Below are 18,766 nucleotides of genomic sequence, written 5' to 3' on the forward strand. Positions count from 1 at the left end.
CCGGCCGGCGGTGGCGATCAGGGCCAGGGTGAAGGTGGCGGGCAGGCCCTGGCGGAACTCCGGCATCATCCGCAGGCCCCGACGCAGGGTCGCGGTGGCGCTCTCCGACCGGTGGTCGGTGGCCAGCACCGGCTGGTCGCTCACGCCGGCACCCCCGCGGTCTCCCGCTCGGCCGGGCCGGGCTCGGGCGGCTGGTAGGCGTGCACCAGGCGGGCGTAGCCGGGCACCTGGGCGAGCAGCTCGGTGTGCGTGCCGCGGGCGACGAGCCGGCCGGCCTCCAGCCAGAGCACCTCGTCGGCCAGCGCGATGGTGGCCTGCCGGTAGGCGACCACGACGACGGTGGCCGGCCGGTCGGCGGCGCGCAGCGCGTCCAGGATCCGGGCCTCCACCGACGGGTCGACCGCACTGGTCGCGTCGTCCAGGACCAGCAGCCGGGGCCGGCGGACGATGGCGCGGGCCAGCGCCAGCCGCTGCCGCTGGCCGCCGGAGAGGCTGGCGCCGCGCTCGCCGACCCGGGTGTCCAGGCCGTCGGGGAGCCGGCCGATGAAGTCGTCGGCAGCCGCGATGCGCAGCGCCTCGTGGACCTGCTCGTCGGAGAACGGCCCGCCCAGGGTCACGTTGTCGCGGACGGTGTCGTCGAAGAGGAAGGTCGTCTGCGCGACGAACGCCACCTGGTCGCTGACCTGGCCCTCGCGGAGGGTGCGCAGGTCGACCCCGTCGAGCAGCACCGCCCCGGAGTCCGGGTCGGTCAGCCGCACCAGCAGCCCCGCGAGGGTCGACTTGCCGGCGCCGGTCGGGCCGACGACGGCGAGCGTGCGCCCGGCGGCGACGTCGAAGGTGACGCCGTCCAGGGTCGGGCGGGCGGCACCGCCGTAGCGGAAGGAGACGTCCTGCAGCTCGAGCACGGCGCCCTGGTCGCCGGCGGGCGCCGCGTCGGGCCCGTGCGGGATCTCCCCGGTGGCCTCGAGCACGGGGGTCACCCGGTCGAACCCGGCCATCGCCCGGGGCAGGTCGGCCAGCACCCAGCCGATGGCCCGGATCGGCAACGCCAGCAGGGTGAACAGGTAGGCGATGGAGACCAGGTCGCCGGCGTCGGCAGCGCCGGCCGCGACCCGTTGGGCCCCGATCAGCAACACCGCCAGCGTGCCCAGGTTCGGCAGCGCCTCCATCAGCGGGTCGAACAGACCCCGGACCCGGCCGACGGAGATGAGCCCGTCGCGCAGCTCGTCGGCCTTGACCTCGAACCGGGTGGTCTCGGTGGTCTCCCGGCCCAGCGTCTTGACGACCAGTGCCGCGTCGAAGCTCTCGTGGGCGATCTCGCTGACCTCGGCGCGCAGCTGCTGGGCGCGCGCCATCCGGGGCGACATGACCTGGCTGTAGACGGCGTTCATCACGAACACCAGGGGGAAGACGACCAGCCCGACCAGCGCGAGCAGGGGGTCGGTGAGCACCAGCGCGACGCTGGTGATGGCCACCATGACCAGCGCGCCGCAGGCGAAGGGCAACGGCTGGACGAAGAACCAGGCCGACTCGACGTCGGAGTTGGCGTTGGACAGCAGCTGCCCGGTGGGGTGCCGCTGGTGCCAGGACAGCGGGAGCCGGAGGTACTGGCCGGTGACCCGGCGGCGGTAGTCGGCCTGCAGCCGGTAGGCCATCATCCCGGCGAACAGCCGCCGGCCGATGATGCCGACGATCTTCAGGACGGCGACGACGAGGATCGCCAGGGCGGCCAGCGTCAGCGCAGCCGTGGTGGTGGCGCCCTCGTCGAAGGCCGGCAGCAGCACCCGGGTGGTGATCCCACCGATGACGTAGGCGCTGGCGACCGTCATCCCGCCGTAGAGGCTGCTGCCCAGGAAGGCCAGCGCGAAGATGCCCGGTTGCTCGCGCACGGCGCGCCGTACGTGGCGGAGCCCGCGCCGGACGACGGCGTCTCTGCGGCGCGGCACTGGGGTCCTCCAGGGGGTCGGGCGGTCGGTGGGGTCAGCCTACTCGGGTTCCTTAGGCCCTCTAACGGAATTGCCCGAGCGGCCAGAGAGGGCGGCGTCCGCGGTGTCGGTCACGAGCCGGTCTCGTCGGCGGGCCGTCGGTGCCGGAACGGCGATAACCTCGGCTCGTGCCGACCTCCGCCGTGCCCGTGTCGCAGTCGGAGCGGGCCGCGCTGGCCGACCTGCTGGAGCAGTTGGGGCCCGACCGGCCCACCTGCTGCGAGGGCTGGGCGACGCAGGACATGGCCGCCCACCTGGTGGTGCGCGACCGCCGCCCCGACGCCATGCCGGGGTTCGTGCTGGGTGGGCCGTTCGCGCGGTGGACGGGCCGGGTCCACGGGCGGGCCCGGGAGCGGCAGGACTACGGCCGGCTGGTCGCCGAGGTGCGGTCGGGCCCGCCGGCCTGGGTGCCCACCTCCTGGCCGGTGTTGGACCGGCTCATGAACACCGCCGAGATGGTGATCCACCACGAGGACGTGCGGCGGGCGCAGCCGGGGTGGGCACCGCGGGAGCTGCCCCGGCAGGTGCAGGACCAGCTGTGGAAGAGCGTGCCGGTCCTGGCCCGGGGCCAGGCGTCGCAGCGGCCGACGGCCGGCCTGCTGGTGCGGCGCAGCGACGTGCCCGACGGGTCGCCGGGCAGCGAGCGCCGGCTGCACGACGGTGAGCCGACGACCACGGTGACCGGTGCCCCGCTGGAGGTGCTGCTCTGGGTGAGCGGCCGCCGCGAGGTCGCCTGCGTGGACCTCACCGTCGACTGACTCCCCCACTCACCACAGCGGGCGGTCGGCCTCCTGCCGGATCGGCACCCCGACGGCGGCGAGCCCCTGCTTGACGTCGCCGACGCGCAGCTGCCCGAAGTGGAAGACGCTGGCGGCCAGGACCGCATCGGCGCCGGCCGCCACCGCCGGCGGGAAGTGGTCGACCGCGCCCGCTCCCCCGCTGGCGATCAGCGGCACGGTCACCTCGCGGCGGACGGCGGAGATCAGGTCGGTGTCGAAGCCGGCGCGGGTGCCGTCGGCGTCCATCGAGTTCAGCAGCACCTCACCGACGCCCAGCTGCGCGGCCTGCACCACCCACTCCACGGCGTCCCGGCCGGTGCCGCGCCGGCCACCGTGGGTGGTGACCTCGAACCCCGAGTCGGTCTGCACGCCGTCCCGCACCCGGCGCGCGTCCAGCGACAGCACCAGCACCTGGTTGCCGAACCGGTCGGCGATCTCGGCGATCAGCTCCGGCCGGGTGACCGCCGCGGTGTTCACCGCGATCTTGTCCGCGCCGTTGCGCAGCAGCCGGTCGACGTCGGCGACGCTGCGCACCCCACCGCCGACGGTGAGCGGGATGAACACGCTCTCCGCCGTGCGCCGGACGACGTCGTAGGTGGTCTCCCGGTCACCGGAGCTGGCGGTGATGTCCAGGAAGGTCAGTTCGTCGGCACCCTCGGCGTCGTAGACCCGGGCCATCTCCACCGGGTCACCGGCGTCGACCAGGTCGACGAAGTTGACGCCCTTCACCACCCGGCCGGCGTCGACGTCCAGGCACGGGATCACCCGCACGGCCAGGCTCATGCCGCACCCCGTACGGCGTCCGCCTCGACCTCGACCAGCATCGCCGGGTCGATCAGCGCCGCCACCTGCACCATCGCGGTGGCCGGCCGGACGTCGCCGAAGAACTCCCCGTGCACCCGCCCGACCTCCTCCCAGCGGCTGATGTCGGTGACGTACATCCGGGTGCGGACGACGTCGCCGAGCGCGAACCCGGCCTCGTCCAGCGAGCGGGCGATGGTGGTGAGCGCCACTCGGGTCTGCGCGCCGGCATCCCCGGGGTGCACCACCTGCCCGTCGACGGTCGCGGTGGTGCCGCTGACCCATGCGGTGTCGCCGGCGACGACGACCCGGCTGTAGCCGACGACCGCCTCCCAGGGAGCCCCCGAGCCGAGTCGGAGCGCGCTCATGCCAGTTCTTCGGTCAGCGCCAGCGCCTCGGGCAGGGTGAACTGGCCGGCGTAGAGCGCCTTGCCGACGATCGAGCCCTCGACGCCGACCTCGGTCAGCGCGGCCAGCGCGCGGATGTCCTCCAGCGAGCTGACGCCGCCGGAGGCGACCACCGGACGCGGCGTGGCCGCGCAGACCTCGCGCAGCAGCTCCAGGTTCGGGCCGCGCAGCGTGCCGTCCTTGGTGATGTCGGTGACGACGTAGCGGGCGCACCCCTCGGCGTCCAGCCGGGCGAGGGTCTCGTACAGCTCGCCGCCCTCCTTGGTCCAGCCGCGGGCGGCCAGCCGGGTGCCGCGCACGTCCAGACCGACGGCGACCCGGTCGCCGTGCTCGGCGATCGCCCGCGCGCACCACTCCGGGGACTCCAGCGCGGCGGTGCCCAGGTTGACCCGGCGGCAGCCGGTGGCCAGCGCGGCGGTCAGCGACTCGTCGTCCCGGATGCCACCGGAGAGCTCCACGTCGACGTCCAGCTCACCGACCACGCGGGCCAGCAGCTCGCGGTTGGAGCCACGCCCGAAGGCGGCGTCCAGGTCGACCAGGTGCACCCACTCGGCGCCGTCGCGCTGCCAGGCCAGCGCCGCCTCGAGCGGGTCGCCGTAGGAGGTCTCGCTGCCGGCCTCCCCCTGGACCAGGCGGACGGCGAGGCCGTCGGCGACATCGACGGCAGGGAGCAGCTGGAGCTTCGGCACGGGCACAGCCTAGGAGACGCCGCTCCCGGGGCCGCGTGAGCCGCCGGTCCCGTAGCGGGCGGCGAACTGCCCCGGTGGGACGCCGGTGACGCGGGCGAAGTCGCGGGTGAGGTGCGCCTGGTCGGCGTAGCCGAGGGACGCGGCCACCCCGGCGAGGTCGGCCGGGCCCGCGCGGAGCCGCTCCGCGGCCTCCTGCAGCCGGCGTCGCTGGATCAGCCACTTCGGGGTCAGCCCGAGGCGGCGGTGGACCAGCCGCTGCAGGGCCCGCTCGGAGAGGCCGAACTGCGCGCAGACCTGGGCGACGCGGATGACCTCACGGTCGCCCTCCACGTACGCCACCACCCGGTTGACCAGCTCGCCGTCGGCGTCGACCGGCAGCAGCGGTCGCAGTGCGGCGCCGAAGGCCGCCATGGCGGCGGAGTGCGCGGCCGGGGCATGCGGGTCGGGGGCCATCGCGGCGCGGACCCGGGCGGTCAGCGTCTCCCCCGCCGGACCCAGGACGTCGGCCACGTCGACGTGCCGGTCGGTGTGGTCGCTCATCGGCCCGCCGGCGATGAGCGAGCCGGCGGCCGGTGCGCACATCACCCCGACCGCCCACCCGCTGCCGGTCAGCGTCGTCGTGGACAGCCCGGACACGACGCCGTAGAAGCGGGCGTAGTCGGCGGCCACGACGACCAGCGACACCGGGTACTGCAGGACCCGCTGCGGCGCCTCCCGCCCCGCGGGCACCGACCAGACCGGGATCCAGAACCGCTGCAGCAACCCGTCGAACCCCGGGTCCACCGGGTACCGGTACATGACGTGCGAGACGTCGTCCGGCTCCTTGAGGTGGGCGCGCTCCACGGCGTCCCGGGGGGTCGTCCCGCCGTCCGGGGGCCGGCTGTCGGCTTTCATCAAGACCGAGCCTGCCGCACGCCCCTAGGTTCCCGGGCCATGACCTCCACCGCCACGAGCTACGCGGCAGCCCACCGTCCCCTCACCGCGTTGCTCGACACCGTGCCCCCGGCCGGCTGGTCGCGCCCGTCCCCGTGCGAGGGCGGGACCGCCGCCGACGTCGTCGGGCACGTGATCCGGACGCAGCGGGAGTTCCTCACCACGCACGGCGTGGACCTGGGCGAGGCGCCCGACGTGGCCGCCGACCCGGCCGCCGCCTGGCGCGGGCACGCGGAGCGGGTCACCGGGGCCGTCTCCGACGAGGCCGTGGCCTCCCGGGAGTTCGACGGCTTCTTCGGGCGCACCACGGTCGGCGCCACCTTCGAGCAGTTCTACGTGTGGGACATGGTCGTGCACCGCTGGGACGTCGCCCGCGCCGTGGGCGCCGACGCCGACCTCAGCGACGAGGAGCTGGACCGGGTCGAGGCCGGCGCGGACGGCTTCGGAGCCGCCCTCCACATGGAGGGCATCTGCCGCCCGGCCCTGGACGTGCCCGCGGACGCCGACCGGGAGGCCCGCCTGCTGGCCCGGCTCGGCCGGGTGGCCTGACCCGGCGCCCGCTGCGGCAGGGTGGGGCCCATGGAGTTCAGGGACGTCGTCCGCCGGCGCCGCATGGTGCGTGACTACGACCCCGACCGGCCGGTGCCCGCCGAGGTCCGCGAGCGGCTGCTGGAGCACGCGATCCGGGCACCGTCGGCCGGGTTCAGCCAGGGCTGGGCGTTCCTGGTGCTGGAGACGCCGGAGGAGCGCGACCGCTTCTGGACGGCGACCACCGGCCCCGGTGCGCCCGACGGCTGGCTGACCCGGATGCGCCGCGCCCCGCTGCTGGTCGTGCCGCTGTCGCACAAGGCCGCCTACCTGGAGCGCTACGCGGAGTCCGACAAGGGCTGGACCGACCGTGACGAGGCCCGCTGGCCGGTGCCCTACTGGGACGTCGACACCGGGATGGCGTCGCTGCTGATGCTGCTCACCGCGGTCGACGAGGGGCTGGGCGCGTGCTTCTTCGGTGTCCCGCCGGAGCGCATCGCCGCCTTCCGCGAGGCCTTCGGGGTGCCGGCCGCGTACGCACCGATCGGCGCCGTCTCGGTCGGCTACCCCGGCACCGAGGACAAGCGGTCGCCGTCGCTCGAGCGCGGTCGGCGGGGGGTGGACGAGGTCGTCCACCGCGGCAGCTGGTGACTGGTTGACTCCCCCCGTGGACCCGCAGACCCCGACCTCGCGCGCCGTCCTGGTGACCGGCGCCTCCCGCGGCATCGGCCGCGCGATCGCACTCGCGTTCGCCGCCCAGGGCGACCGGGTGGCGGTGCACTGGGGCGGCTCCCGGGAGCGGGCCGAGCAGGTGCTCGCCGAGCTGCCCGGCGACGGGCACGCGCTGGTGCAGGCCGACCTCACCGACCCCATCGCCGTCGGCCGAATGGTCGACGAGGCCGCCGAGGCGCTGGGCGGGCTGCACGTGCTGGTCAACAACGCCGGCGTCTTCACCGCGCACCCGCCGCTGCAGACGAACTACGACGAGTGGCAGGCGGCCTGGCAGCACACCCTGGCGGTCAACCTGGTCGGCCCGGCGAACGCGACCTTCCGCGCGCTGCCGCACCTGATCGCCGCCGGTGGCGGCGCGGTGGTCAACGTCTCCAGCCGGGGCGCGTTCCGGGGGGAGCCGAACAACCCCGCCTACGGCGCGTCCAAGGCCGGGCTGAACGCCTTCGGTCAGTCGATGGCGCTCGCGCTGGCCCCGCACGGGATCTCCGTGGGCACCGTGGCCCCCGGGTTCGTGCAGACCGAGATGGCCCGCGAGGTGCTCGACGGTCCCGGTGGGGACGCCGTCCGGGCCCAGTCGCCCTACGGCCGGGTCGCCGACCCCGCCGAGGTCGCCTCCGCGGTGCTGTGGCTGGCCTCCCCTGGTGCCCGGTTCTCCACCGGCACGATCATCGACGTCAACGGCGCCAGCTACCTGCGCAGCTGATGAAGGACCCCGCTGCCCCCCACCACTCGCGAGCTCGCGGCGGGCCCCTGCAGCGGGGCCGGGAGGAGGGGTCCTTCGTCAGTCGAGCGTGTCGAGCCAGTTGGTGAGCAGCTGCGCGCCGGCGTCGCCGCTCTTCTCCGGGTGGAACTGGGTTGCCGACAGCGGCCCGTTCTCCACCCCGGCGACGAACCGGTCGCCGTGCTCGGCCCAGGTGACCGCCGGCGGGGTCAGCCGGCCGGTGACGCCGGGCTCGGCGAGCGGGAACTCCCGCACCCCGTAGGAGTGCACGAAGTAGAAGCGCTGCCCCTCCAGGCCGGCGAAGAGCTTCGAGCCCTCCGGCGAGGAGACGGTGTTCCAGCCCATGTGCGGGAGCACCGGCGCGTGCAGCTGCTCGACGACGCCGGGCCACTCACCGCAGCCCTCGGTGTCCTGGCCGTGCTCGACGCCCCGCTCGAACAGGATCTGCATGCCCACGCAGATGCCGAGCACCGGACGCCCACCGGCCAGCCGCCGGCCGATGACCTTGGGCCCGTCGACGGCCCGCAGCCCGTCCATGCAGGCGGCGTAGGCGCCCACCCCGGGGACGACGAGACCGTCGGCCTCCAGCGCGACCTCCGGGTCGGCGGACACGGTCACGTCGGCGCCCACCCGGGTCAGTGCGCGCTCTGCCGAGCGCAGGTTGCCCGACCCGTAGTCGAGGACGACGACCTTCTTCACAGCTGCCACGCTACCCACCAGCCCTCTGCGGCCCGCCGGCATTCCCAGGCTGCGGGGCGGCCGTCCGCTAGACCAGGCGCAGGACGCCGGCCGCCGTCGCCAGCAGCGCGGCGACCAGCAGGATGACGGCGAAGGCCACCTGCACCCCGGTGCGCCCGTCGGTGTCGGAGTCGGCCCGGAAGATGCTGTACGCGCCGCCGAGCAGGAACCCGCCGACGACCATGAGCGCGACGCCGAAGCTCACGAGCTCACAGAGCGCCCTTGGTCGAGGGCACGTCGGTGACCCGTGGGTCGAGCGCGACCGCGGTGCGCAGCGCACGGGCCAGGGCCTTGAACTGGCCCTCGACGATGTGGTGGGCGTCCCGGCCGGCGTACAGCACCCGCACGTGCAGGCTGATCCGCGCGTTGAACGCAAAGGACTCCAGCACGTGCTTGGTCAGGCTGGTCGGGTAGTCCGGCCCGATCATCGGCGTCATGTTCTCGGGTTCGGCGTGCACGAAGTACGGCCGGCCGGAGAGGTCGACGGCGGCCTGCACCAGCACCTCGTCCATCGGGATGGTGGCGTCGCCGTAGCGGGTGATGCCGCGCTTGTCCCCGAGCGCCTCGGCGAACGCCTGGCCGAGTGCGATGGCGACGTCCTCGACCGTGTGGTGGGCGTCGATGTGCAGGTCGCCGTCGGCGTGCACGGTCAGGTCGATGCCGCTGTGCTTGGCCAGCGCGGTGAGCATGTGGTCGTAGAAGCCGACCCCGGTGGCGACGTCGGCCGCCCCCGTGCCGTCGAGGTCGACCTCGACCACGAGCTTGGTCTCCTTGGTCGTGCGCTCGACCCGTGCGGTGCGGTTCATGCCGGCGATCCTCCCAGAGAGCTGCGGTGCGCCGGTGCGACCTCACCCAGCGCGGTGAGGAACGCGTCGGTCTCCTCGGTCGTGCCGGCGGTGACCCGGAGCCAGCCGGGCAGCCCGACGTCGCGCACGAGCACGCCGCGGTCCAGCAGCGCCTGCCAGGCCGCGGCGGAGTCGGTGAAGTGCCCGAACAGCACGAAGTTGGCGTCGCTGGGCACGCTGGTCAGCCCCATGCCGGGCAGCGCGGCGACGATCCGGTCGCGCTCGGCCTTGACCAGGGCGACCGTGGCCAGCAGCTGCTCGGTGTGCGCCAGCGCGGCCCGCGCCGCGGCCTGGGTCAGCGAGCTGAGGTGGTACGGCAGCCGGACGAGCTGCAGCGCGTCGACCACGGTGGGGTCGGCGGCCAGGTAGCCCAGCCGCAGCCCCGCCATGCCGAACGCCTTGCTCATCGTGCGGCTGACGATCAGCCGTGGGCGCCCGGGCAGCAGCGAGAGCGCCGAGACCGTGCCGGTGCGGGCGAACTCGGTGTAGGCCTCGTCCACGACCAGGACGCCGTCGGTGACCTCGTACAGCGCGGCGATGGTGTCCAGCTCCACCGCGGTGCCGGTCGGGTTGTTCGGGCTGGTCACGAAGACGACGTCCGGCCGCACCTCGCGCACCTGGGCGGCAGCGGCCGCCGGGTCGATGGTGAAGTCGGCGCGGCGGTGACCGTCGACCCAGGCGGTGCCGGTGCCCGCGCTGAGGATCGGGTGCATCGAGTAGGACGGGGTGAAGCCCAGCGCCGTCCGGCCCGCACCGCCGAAGGTCTGCAGCACCTGCTGCAGCACCTCGTTGGAGCCGTTGGCCGCCCACACCTGCGCCGGGTCGACCCGCTCGCCGCTGGTGCGGGTGAGGTAGGCGGCCAGGTCGGCCCGCAACGCCGTGGCGTCCCGGTCGGGGTAGCGGTTGAGGCCGGTGGCCGCCTCGGCCAGGGCCACCTGGAGGTCCGCCAGCAGCGCCGGGGGCAGCGGGTGCGGGTTCTCGTTGGTGTTCAGCCGGTGCTCGGCCGGTGGCTGCGGCGCGCCGTACGGCGACCGGCCACGCAGCTCCGGCCGCAGCGGGAGGGCCTCCCTCGCCGTCACGACCGGGACGGCGACTGCTGCCGGGCCCGCACCGCGGCGGCGTGTGCCGGCAGGTCCTCGGCTCCTGCCAGGGCGTCGATGTGCCCGGCGACCTCGGCGAGGGCCTGCTCGTCGTACTCGACCACGTGGATCCCACGGAGGAACGTCTGGACGCTGAGCCCGCTGGAGTGCCGGGCGCAGCCGCCGGTGGGGAGCACGTGGTTGGAGCCGGCGGCGTAGTCGCCCAGGGAGACCGGCGCCCACGGGCCGACGAAGACGGCGCCGGCGTTGCGCACCCGCATCGCCACCTCGCGGGCATCGCGGGTCTGGATCTCCAGGTGCTCGGCGGCGTAGGCGTCGACCACGGCCAGCCCGGCGTCCAGGTCGTCGACCAGCACGATGCCCGACTGGGTGCCCCCGAGCGCGGTGGTGATCCGGTCGCTGTGCTTGGTGGCCGCCACCTGTGCGGGCAGCAGCTCACCGACGGCGTCGGCGAGCTCCTCGCTGGTGGTGACCAGCACCGCACCGGCCAGCGGGTCGTGCTCGGCCTGGCTGATCAGGTCGGCGGCGACGTGCACCGGGTCGGCGGTGTCGTCGGCCAGGACGGCGACCTCGGTCGGGCCGGCCTCGGAGTCGATGCCGATGAGGCCACGCAGCAGCCGCTTCGCCGCGGTCGTGTAGACGTTGCCCGGCCCGGTGACCAGGTCGACCGGCGCGCAGGAGCCGGCGCCGTAGCCGAAGACGGCGATCGCCTGGGCCCCGCCGACCGCGTACACCTCGGTGACGCCCAGCAGCGCGCACGCCGCGAGCACCCCGGGGTCGGGCAGGCCGCCGTTGTCCCGCTGCGGCGGGCTGGCCACCGCGATCGAGGTGACGCCGGCCAGCTGCGCCGGGACGACGTTCATGACCACCGAGCTCAGCAGCGGGGCCAGCCCGCCGGGCACGTACAGCCCGACCCGGCGCACCGGCACCCAGCGTTCGGTGACGGTGCCCCCGCGCACCACGTCGGTGGTGACGTCGGTCCGGCGCTGGTCGGCGTGCACGATCCGCACCCGGCGGATCGACTCCTCCAGGGCGGCGCGCACCGCGGGGTCGACGGTGGCCAGCGCCTCGTCCAGCGCGGCCTGCGGCACGGCCATGTCCGGGACGTCGACGCCGTCCAGCCGCGCGGTGATCTCGCGGACCGCCTCGGCGCCGCGCAGCCGCACGTCGTCGCAGATGGGCCGGACGACGTCCAGCACGGAGTCGATGTCGACGCCGGCGCGCGGCAGCAGCTGGGCGAGCTCACGCGGCCCGGGCAGAGCAGGACCACGCAGGTCGATGCGGGACAGCACGGAGCACCTCCGGGTACGACGGGAGAACACCCCACGGTAGACGGCGGGTGCACCGGCCCCGCTGCCCGTAGGCTCCCGGCGTGGGCGAGGACGGGACCGCAGGCCGGGAGGTCATCCCGCTGTTCCCCCTGGAGACCCCGCTCTTCCCCGGCGTGGTCCTGCCGCTGCAGATATTCGAGCCCCGGTACCGCCAGCTCGTCGCCGACCTCTCCGCGCTCCCGGAGGGGACACCGCGCCGGTTCGGGGTCGTGGCGATCCGCCAGGGCTGGGAGGTGGACCGCATCGCGCCTGCCGAGGCCCTGTTCGACGTGGGCTGCACCGCGGCGCTGCGCGTCGTCGCACCCCAGTCCGACGGTGGGTACCAGGTGGTGGCCGTCGGCGATGAGCGCTTCCGGCTGCTCGAGGTCCTGGCGCCCGCCGACCTGGACGAGCACGCGGTGCCCGCCGGGGGCGGGGAGACCGACGCCGGCGCCGGCGCTCCGCCGACGTACCTGCGCGCGGTCGTCGAGTGGCTCGACGAGGAGGAGGCGGCCGAGGAGGCCGCTGGGGACGCCGAGGGGCTGATCGGCGTGGACACCGCCCCCGGGCTGGAGCCCGACGACGTCGTGACCGAGGTGGCCCGCGGCTCGCTGGAGCTGTTGGCCGGGAACGTCCGCGACCTGTTCGCCCGGTACGTCGCCGACGTCGCCATCCGCCAGGGCGGCGGCGACGGGCTCCCGGACGAGGTGCTGGACGCAGTGACCTCCGACGACCTGGTGCCCGAGGACGACGCCGCCCCGGCCGGGATCGCCGACACCGCGGCCCTGCTGCGCGAGGTCAGCGACGACGCGCGGGGGCTGTCCTACCTGGTGGCCTCGGTGGCCCTGCTGACCACCGAGGACCGGCAGACGCTGCTGGCCGAGTCCGCGACGCGCCGCCGCCTGGCCATGGAGTCCCGGATGCTGCGCCGGGAGCTCACCCTGCTGCGGACCCTCGGGGCGGTCCCGGTGCCGCTGCGCCAGTTCGCCACCCCACTGACCCCCAACTGAAGAAGGATCCCCTCGCCCCCCGCCAAGGGGCCTCAGAGGCGGCGGGGAGCTGCCGGTGGCACCGGCGGGAGCGGCGGGCGGAGCGGCAGTTGGTGCTCCGGTCGCGGGGCACCGTCGTCGGGGCGGCCGAGGTCGTCGTCCGGCGTGAGCGCGGTGGCCACCAGGTAGGTGAGGACGGCGACGAAGGGGCCGACGGCCAGCGCCGCGGTCGCGCCCAGGTCGACGCCGGTGGTGACCGTCGCCCCGACCTCGGTCAGCTCCGCCTCGGTGGGCCCGGCCCCCAGCCACTCCCCCAGCTGCCAGGCGACGACACCGGCACCGACCATCCCGGTGGCCAGGCCGACCAGCGCGGGCACCCCGCGGTGGCTGCGCACCAGCCACACCAGGACGCCGGCCGCGAGCCCCAGCCCGGCCAGCACGAGGACGTACACGCCATCGTCGGCCATGAACACCTCGGCGCTCGGCACCCCGACCACCGGCACGAGCTGGCCCTCGGTGACCCGGTAGTCGACCCGCGGGGCGAGCCAGGCCCACAGGGCACCGGCCCCCAGGCCGGCGACCGTCAACGCCAGGACGGTGATCAGCCCGGCCCGCAGGTCGGCGCGACTGCCGCGCAGACCGGGCCCCCACCCGGCCCGGCTCGCCGGCTGCCGGGGCGCCCAGCCCGGTGGGGGTGGCGCCTGCCGGGACGCCGGCGGGGCGCCGGGACCGGCCGGCGCACCCGGTACCGGCCCGGCGGTGCGGGGATCGGTCACCGGTCCAGTGTCGCTGGCCCGGCTGTGCGCGCTCCCGCGGCCCGACCCAGCGCACCCCTGCGCGGGCCCACCGCCGGCCCCGTCCCGAGGAGGACGGGGTGCCCCTTCACAGGAGGGCGACGCTGGTGGGACCCAGCAGTGCCTTGATGTCGCCCATCAGCGCGGTGCTGGGCTGGACCCGTAGCCCCTGGTCCAGCCGCAGGACCGTCTCGCGGCCGCCGTTGAGCAGCTTGAGCTGTACCTCGGTGGTGCCCGGGTGGCTGCCCAGCACCTCACGGAGCCGCTCCACCACCGGCGGGGTGCAGCGGGCCGCCGGCATCGAGACCAGCACCGGCCCCCGGGGACCGTCGGTGACCTCGGGGACGTACACCTCGGAGGCGAACAGCGAGGGGGTGTCGTCCCGACGGCTGATCCGGCCCTTGACCACCACGATCTGGTCGCGGACCACCTTGTCCTGGACCTGCGCCCAGGTCTTCGGGAAGAACAGCACCTCCAGCCCGGCCTCCAGGTCCTCGATGGTGGCGATGGCCCACGGCGCACCCTGCTTGTTGGTGCGCGGCCCGACGGCGGTGAGGATGCCGGCGATCGTGACGTTCGCGCCGTCCTCGACCCCGCCGGAGATGATCTCGGCCAGGGCGGTGTCGGCGTGCGAGGTGAGCACGTGCTCGACCCCGTGCAGCGGGTGGTCGGAGACGTAGAGGCCGAGCATGTCCCGCTCGAACACGAGCTTCTCCGCCTTCGACCAGTCGGCAGTGGGGATCGCGATGTCCAGCGACGAGCCGAACGGGTCCTCGGCGGTCTCGCCGAAGCTGCCGAACAGGTCGAACTGGCCCTCGGCCTCCTTGCGCTTGAGGCCCATCGCCTGGTCGACGGCGTTGGCGTGGATCGCGGCGATGCCCTGCCGGGAGTGGCCCATGGAGTCGAAGGCGCCGGCCTTGGCCAGGGACTCGATGACCTTCTTGTTGCAGGCCACCGTGTCGATCTTGCGCATGAAGTCGGCGAAGTCCTTGAACGCCCCCTTCTCCTCGCGCGCCCGCACGATCGAGTCGACGACGTTCGTCCCGACGTTGCGCACCGAGGCCATGCCGAAGCGGATGTCGTTGCCGACGGCGGTGAAGTCCCAGGAGGACTCGTTGACGTCCGGCGGGAGGACCTTGATGCCCATCCGGCGGCACTCTGCCAGGTACACCGGCCGGCGGTCCTTGTCGTCGCCGACGCTGGTGAGCAGCCCGGCCATGTACTCGGCCGGGTAGTTGGCCTTGAGGTAGGCGGTCCAGTAGGAGACCAGGCCGTAGGCCGCCGAGTGCGCCTTGTTGAAGGCGTAGTCGGCGAACGGGACCAGGATGTCCCAGAGCGTCTTGACCGCGGCGGCGGAGTAGCCGTTGGCCTTCATGCCGGCCTCGAAGCCGACGTACTCGGCGTCCAGGACCGACTTCTTCTTCTTGCCCATCGCGCGGCGCAGCAGGTCGGCCTTGCCGAGGGAGTACCCGGCGACCTTCTGCGCGATCGCCATGACTTGCTCCTGGTACACGATCAGGCCGTAGGTCTGACCCAGGATCTCCTCGAGCGGCTCGGCCAGCTCCGGGTGGATGGGGGTGATCTCCTGCTGGCCGTTCTTGCGCAGCGCGTAGTTGGTGTGCGAGTTCGCGCCCATCGGGCCGGGCCGGTAGAGCGCGCCGACGGCGGAGATGTCCTCGAAGTTGTCCGGGCGCATCAGCCGCAGCAGCGACCGCATCGGGCCGCCGTCGAACTGGAAGACCCCGAGGGTGTCGCCGCGACCGAGCAGCTCGTAGGTCTTCTTGTCGGTGAGGTCCTTGCTGATCTCGTCGAGGTCGACCGGGTCCTTGCCGTTGATGACGATGTTGCGCAGCGCGTCGTCGATCACGGTCAGGTTCCGCAGGCCCAGGAAGTCCATCTTGAGCAGGCCGAGGGTCTCGCAGGTCGGGTAGTCGAACTGCGTGATCACCGCGCCGTCGGCCTCGCGGCGCATGATCGGCACGCTGTCGATCAGCGGGTACCGGCCGATGATGACGCCGGCGGCGTGCACGCCCCACTGCCGCTTCAGCCCCTCGAGCTTGCGGGCCTGGTCGATGACCTCGGCTGCGCCCGGGTCGGACTCGTAGCGGGCCCGGAACTCCCCGGCCTCCTTGTAGCGCTCGTGCTTGGGGTCGAAGATCCCCGACAGCGGGATGTCCTTGCCCATGACGCCGGGGGGCATCAGCTTGGTCAGCTCGTCGCCCACCGAGTAGGGCCGGTCCAGCACCCGGGCGGCGTCCTTGATCGCGGCCTTGGCCTTGATCGTGCCGTAGGTGACGATCTGGCTGACCCGCTCCTCGCCGTACTTCTCCGAGACGTAGCGGATCACCTCACCGCGGCGGCGGTCGTCGAAGTCGATGTCGACGTCGGGCATGGAGACGCGCTCGGGGTTGAGGAACCGCTCGAAGATCAGCCCGTGCTGCAACGGGTCGAGGTCGGTGATGCCCATGGCGAAGGCGGCCATCGAGCCGGCGGCCGAGCCGCGGCCCGGGCCGACCCGGATGCCGTTGTCCTTGGCCCAGTTGATGAAGTCGGCGACCACGAGGAAGTACCCCGGGAAGCCCATCTGGGTGATGATCCCGACCTCGTAGTCGGCCTGCTTGCGCACGTGGTCGGGGATGCCGGCGGGGTAGCGCTTGTGCAGCCCGGCCTCGACCTCCTTGATGAACCAGGAGGTCTCGTCCTCGCCCTCGGGGAGCGGGAACCGGGGCATCAGGTCGGCGCCCTCGGTGAAGGTCACCTCGCACTGCTCGGCGATCAGCAGGGTGTTGTCGCAGGCCTCGGGGTGCTCGGAGAACAGCGCGCGCATCTCCGCGGCCGACTTCAGGTAGTAGCCGTCGCCGTTGAACTTGAAGCGGTTGGGCTCGTTGAGCCGCGAGCCGGTCTGGATGCACAGCAGGGCGTCGTGGGCGTCGGCGTCCTCGCGGTGGGTGTAGTGCAGGTCGTTGGTGCCCAGCAGCGGGATGCCGAGCTCCTTGGCGATCTCGAGCAGGGCGGGCTTGGTCTTCTTCTCGATCGACAGCCCGTGGTCCATGATCTCGGCGTAGAAGTTCTCCCGCCCGAAGATGTCCTGGAAGTCCGCCGCCGCCTGCCGGGCCCGGTCGACCTTGCCCGCGCGCAGCCACATGTTGACCTCGCCGGAGGGGCACCCGGTGGTGGCGATCAGCCCCTTGCCGTACTTCTCCAGCAGGTCGCGGTCGAAGCGGGGCTTGCGGTACTGCCCCTCCAGGCTGGCCAGCGAGGAGAGCCGGAACAGGTTGTGCATGCCCTCGGTGGTCCTGGCCAGCAGGGTCATGTGCGTGTAGGCGGCCTTGCCGCGGTTGGACCCGCCGTCGCCCTCCTCGTCGATCAGCTTGTCGCCGAAGTCGAACGGGGCGCGGTCGAAGCGCGAACCGGGCGTGTAGTAGCCCTCCATGCCGATGATCGGCTTCACGCCGGCGGCCTTGGCGGTCTTGTAGAAGTCGTAGGCGCCGAAGACGTTGCCGTGGTCGGTCATCGCCAGCGCCGGCATGCCCTCGTCGGCCGCGGCCTTGGTGACCTCACCGAGCTTGGCGGCCCCGTCGAGCATCGAGTACTCGGTGTGCACGTGCAGGTGCACGAAGTTCTCTGAGGACGGGGTGCTGCTCACGGTGCGGGGTGCTCCTCACGGGTCGCGTCGGCCCGGCCAGGCAGGGCAGCCAGGACCGACGTGGTCGTTCTCATGACCGGCGGGGAAGGCCGTTCAGCGGTGTCGCTCGGTGGTGCTGTCGAACGGGGACCGGTGCTGTCGATCCTCGCACCTCCGGAGGTCTACGCCGAGGGTCCGACAGAACGTGTCTCGGCGATCCGGACCACTCCGTCACGCCCGCTCCGGGGTCTCAGCGGGCGGCGGCCGGCAGCGCGGAGGAGGGCACGAAGAGGAACCGCAGGTCGATCGCGGCGTGCAGCAGCACCGGCAGCAGCAGCGACCCGGTGTCCAGGTAGACCCCGGCCAGCACGCCCCCGAGGACGCCGGTGGTCACAACCCCGGCCAGCCCCTGGTACGCGTGCGCCACGCCGAACGCGAGCGCGGCCACCAGGACCAGCACCAACGCCGGCAGCCCCGGGGCCAGCGCGGCCACCACGGCGAGGAAGAAGCCGCGGTAGAGCCACTCCTCGCACACCCCCGCGGTGACGCCGACCAGGGCGAACAGCCGGCGCTCGGAGCGGCTGCGGGGAAGCAGGGCGAGCGTCGAGTGCCCCGGGGGCTCGGCGTGCCGGGCCTCGCCGGGGCGGGTGCGGCGCAGCGTCTCCGGCGGCGGCCCGGCCACGGCGCCGCCTCGCAGCGCCCGGGTGGTCAGCAGGACGAGCAGCCCGAGCACGACGACGGCCAGCCAGGTGCCCACCCCGGGCCAGCCCGTCGGCCAGCGCAGGCCCACCTCGGCCGCGCTCACCTCCGGAGCGGCGAGCCAGACCACGAGGGCGACCAGCGCCAGGCCCCACTCGAGCACCAGCAGCCGGCGGTAGAAGGAGCGGCGCGCGGCCGGGTCGGTGCGCAGCCGGCCCTCGAACCGCCGGTGCAGCACGTACCCGACGAACGGCTCCCCCACGACCAGGTAGACGGCGATGATCACCGCCGCCAGCTGCGCGGCGCCGAAGTCGGCGAGCGCAGCAGGGAGGTCGGGGGCTCCGGACACCGGTCGGACGCCTCAGTTCTCGGCGCGCAGGATCGCCAGGGCGCCGGCCAGGTCGGCCGGGTGGTCGCTGCTGAACTCGACCCAGCGCCCGTCGGCCGGGTGGGCGAACCCGAGCCGCACCGCGTGCAGCCACTGCCGCTCCATGCCGAGCCGGGCGGCAAGGGTCGGGTCGGCGCCGTAGGTCATGTCGCCGACGCACGGGTGGCGCAGGGCGGAGAAGTGGACGCGGATCTGGTGGGTGCGCCCGGTCTCCAGGTGGACGTCGACGAGGCTGGCCGCCGGGAACGCCTCCGCCACCTCGTAGTGGGTGACCGACGGGCGGCCGCCGGTCACCACCGCGAACCGCCAGTCGTGCTTGGGGTGCCGGTCGATCGGAGCGTCGATCGTGCCCTTCGACGGATCGGGGTGCCCCTGCACCAGGGCCTGGTAGCCCTTGTCGACGGTCCGTTCCTTGAACGCCGCCTTGAGCAGGGTGTACGCCCGCTCGCTCTTGGCCACGACCATGAGGCCGGTGGTCGCGGCGTCCAGACGGTGCACGATGCCCTGCCGCTCGGCCGCACCGCTGGTGGAGATCCGGTAGCCCGCCGCGGCCAGTCCGCCGGTGACCGTGGGCCCGGTCCAGCCGGGGCTGCCGTGCGCGGCCACCCCGACCGGCTTGTCGATGACCACCACGTCGTCGTCGTCGTGGACGACCCGGAGCCCCGAGACCGGCGCCGGCGCGGCCGGCTCACCCGGCGGCGGC

19 protein-coding genes are annotated in these 18,766 nt (G+C 73.9%); 5 read left to right on the plus strand and 14 right to left on the minus strand.

What is annotated here, in order from left to right:
- Positions 1 to 140 precede the first annotated feature (140 nt).
- Positions 141 to 1,946, minus strand: coding sequence for an ABC transporter ATP-binding protein (locus G5C62_RS17300; protein WP_164701996.1), 1,806 nt, complete (start codon positions 1,944 to 1,946; stop codon positions 141 to 143).
- A gap of 167 nt (positions 1,947 to 2,113) precedes the next feature.
- Between G5C62_RS17300 and G5C62_RS17305 the strand changes: the two genes are divergently transcribed.
- Positions 2,114 to 2,743, plus strand: a complete 630-nt coding sequence (locus tag G5C62_RS17305; protein ID WP_164701997.1) for a TIGR03085 family metal-binding protein — start codon at positions 2,114 to 2,116, stop codon at positions 2,741 to 2,743.
- Between the two features lie 9 nt (positions 2,744 to 2,752).
- Here G5C62_RS17305 and hisF read toward each other — a convergent pair whose 3' ends face one another.
- The 4 genes from hisF to G5C62_RS17325 are packed head-to-tail and all read right to left on the minus strand — an operon-like array spanning position 2,753 to position 5,555.
- Positions 2,753 to 3,547: an imidazole glycerol phosphate synthase subunit HisF gene (hisF, locus tag G5C62_RS17310; protein ID WP_164701998.1), complete on the minus strand. Its 795-nt coding sequence runs from the start codon at positions 3,545 to 3,547 to the stop codon at positions 2,753 to 2,755.
- The gene (locus G5C62_RS17315) at positions 3,544 to 3,933 is read right to left on the minus strand and encodes a RidA family protein (RefSeq protein WP_164701999.1); all 390 of its coding nucleotides are present in this window, start codon (positions 3,931 to 3,933) and stop codon (positions 3,544 to 3,546) included. The genes hisF and G5C62_RS17315 overlap by 4 nt, the downstream gene beginning before the upstream one ends.
- Positions 3,930 to 4,661 carry a bifunctional 1-(5-phosphoribosyl)-5-((5-phosphoribosylamino)methylideneamino)imidazole-4-carboxamide isomerase/phosphoribosylanthranilate isomerase PriA gene (gene priA / locus G5C62_RS17320; protein ID WP_036340769.1) on the minus strand — a complete coding sequence of 244 codons (732 nt, stop codon included), beginning with the start codon at positions 4,659 to 4,661 and terminating at the stop codon, positions 3,930 to 3,932. The genes G5C62_RS17315 and priA overlap by 4 nt, the downstream gene beginning before the upstream one ends.
- A gap of 9 nt (positions 4,662 to 4,670) precedes the next feature.
- Positions 4,671 to 5,555 (minus strand): AraC family transcriptional regulator, encoded by an 885-nt coding sequence (locus tag G5C62_RS17325; RefSeq protein ID WP_164702000.1) that lies wholly within the window; start codon positions 5,553 to 5,555, stop codon positions 4,671 to 4,673.
- Between the two features lie 39 nt (positions 5,556 to 5,594).
- Here G5C62_RS17325 and G5C62_RS17330 point away from each other — a divergent pair, with 39 nt between their 5' ends.
- The 3 genes from G5C62_RS17330 to G5C62_RS17340 are packed head-to-tail and all read left to right on the plus strand — an operon-like array spanning position 5,595 to position 7,557.
- Positions 5,595 to 6,143 (plus strand): TIGR03086 family metal-binding protein, encoded by a 549-nt coding sequence (locus tag G5C62_RS17330; RefSeq protein WP_164702001.1) that lies wholly within the window; start codon positions 5,595 to 5,597, stop codon positions 6,141 to 6,143.
- 30 nt (positions 6,144 to 6,173) lie between these two features.
- The gene (locus G5C62_RS17335; RefSeq protein WP_164702002.1) at positions 6,174 to 6,773 is read left to right on the plus strand and encodes a nitroreductase family protein; all 600 of its coding nucleotides are present in this window, start codon (positions 6,174 to 6,176) and stop codon (positions 6,771 to 6,773) included.
- 16 nt (positions 6,774 to 6,789) lie between these two features.
- Positions 6,790 to 7,557, plus strand: a complete 768-nt coding sequence (locus tag G5C62_RS17340) for an SDR family NAD(P)-dependent oxidoreductase (RefSeq protein ID WP_164702003.1) — start codon at positions 6,790 to 6,792, stop codon at positions 7,555 to 7,557.
- Positions 7,558 to 7,635: 78 nt separating this feature from the next.
- Here G5C62_RS17340 and hisH read toward each other — a convergent pair whose 3' ends face one another.
- Genes hisH through hisD form a run of 5 tightly spaced genes read right to left on the minus strand, consistent with a single transcriptional unit; the run spans position 7,636 to position 11,550 of the window.
- Positions 7,636 to 8,283 carry an imidazole glycerol phosphate synthase subunit HisH gene (gene hisH, locus G5C62_RS17345; protein WP_241175959.1) on the minus strand — a complete coding sequence of 216 codons (648 nt, stop codon included), beginning with the start codon at positions 8,281 to 8,283 and terminating at the stop codon, positions 7,636 to 7,638.
- A gap of 58 nt (positions 8,284 to 8,341) precedes the next feature.
- Entirely contained in the window at positions 8,342 to 8,518 is a 177-nt protein-coding gene (locus G5C62_RS17350; protein WP_164702005.1) for a hypothetical protein, read from the minus strand.
- A gap of 4 nt (positions 8,519 to 8,522) precedes the next feature.
- Positions 8,523 to 9,119, minus strand: a complete 597-nt coding sequence (gene hisB / locus G5C62_RS17355) for an imidazoleglycerol-phosphate dehydratase HisB (RefSeq protein ID WP_164702006.1) — start codon at positions 9,117 to 9,119, stop codon at positions 8,523 to 8,525.
- Complete coding sequence (locus G5C62_RS17360) at positions 9,116 to 10,237, minus strand: histidinol-phosphate transaminase (RefSeq protein WP_164702007.1); 1,122 nt, start codon at positions 10,235 to 10,237, stop codon at positions 9,116 to 9,118. The genes hisB and G5C62_RS17360 overlap by 4 nt, the downstream gene beginning before the upstream one ends.
- The gene (hisD, locus tag G5C62_RS17365; RefSeq protein ID WP_164702008.1) at positions 10,234 to 11,550 is read right to left on the minus strand and encodes a histidinol dehydrogenase; all 1,317 of its coding nucleotides are present in this window, start codon (positions 11,548 to 11,550) and stop codon (positions 10,234 to 10,236) included. The genes G5C62_RS17360 and hisD overlap by 4 nt, the downstream gene beginning before the upstream one ends.
- Positions 11,551 to 11,630: 80 nt before the next feature.
- On the opposite strand from hisD, the gene G5C62_RS17370 reads away from it, so the two are divergent.
- Positions 11,631 to 12,578, plus strand: coding sequence for an LON peptidase substrate-binding domain-containing protein (locus tag G5C62_RS17370; RefSeq protein WP_206330699.1), 948 nt, complete (start codon positions 11,631 to 11,633; stop codon positions 12,576 to 12,578).
- A gap of 32 nt (positions 12,579 to 12,610) precedes the next feature.
- On the opposite strand, the gene G5C62_RS17375 is transcribed toward G5C62_RS17370, so the two are convergent.
- The 4 genes from G5C62_RS17375 to G5C62_RS17390 form a co-directional block, all read right to left on the minus strand.
- Positions 12,611 to 13,333 (minus strand): DUF2567 domain-containing protein, encoded by a 723-nt coding sequence (locus G5C62_RS17375; protein WP_164702009.1) that lies wholly within the window; start codon positions 13,331 to 13,333, stop codon positions 12,611 to 12,613.
- 106 nt (positions 13,334 to 13,439) lie between these two features.
- Positions 13,440 to 16,997: a DNA polymerase III subunit alpha gene (gene dnaE / locus G5C62_RS17380; protein ID WP_241175960.1), complete on the minus strand. Its 3,558-nt coding sequence runs from the start codon at positions 16,995 to 16,997 to the stop codon at positions 13,440 to 13,442.
- Positions 16,998 to 17,226: 229 nt separating this feature from the next.
- Positions 17,227 to 18,024, minus strand: a complete 798-nt coding sequence (locus tag G5C62_RS17385; protein WP_036340745.1) for a CPBP family intramembrane glutamic endopeptidase — start codon at positions 18,022 to 18,024, stop codon at positions 17,227 to 17,229.
- 12 nt (positions 18,025 to 18,036) lie between these two features.
- Positions 18,037 to 18,766, minus strand: a 730-nt coding sequence (locus tag G5C62_RS17390; protein ID WP_164702010.1) for an RluA family pseudouridine synthase, incomplete at its 5' end; no start/stop codon positions are given.

This window comes from Modestobacter sp. KNN46-3 (assembly GCF_011039295.1).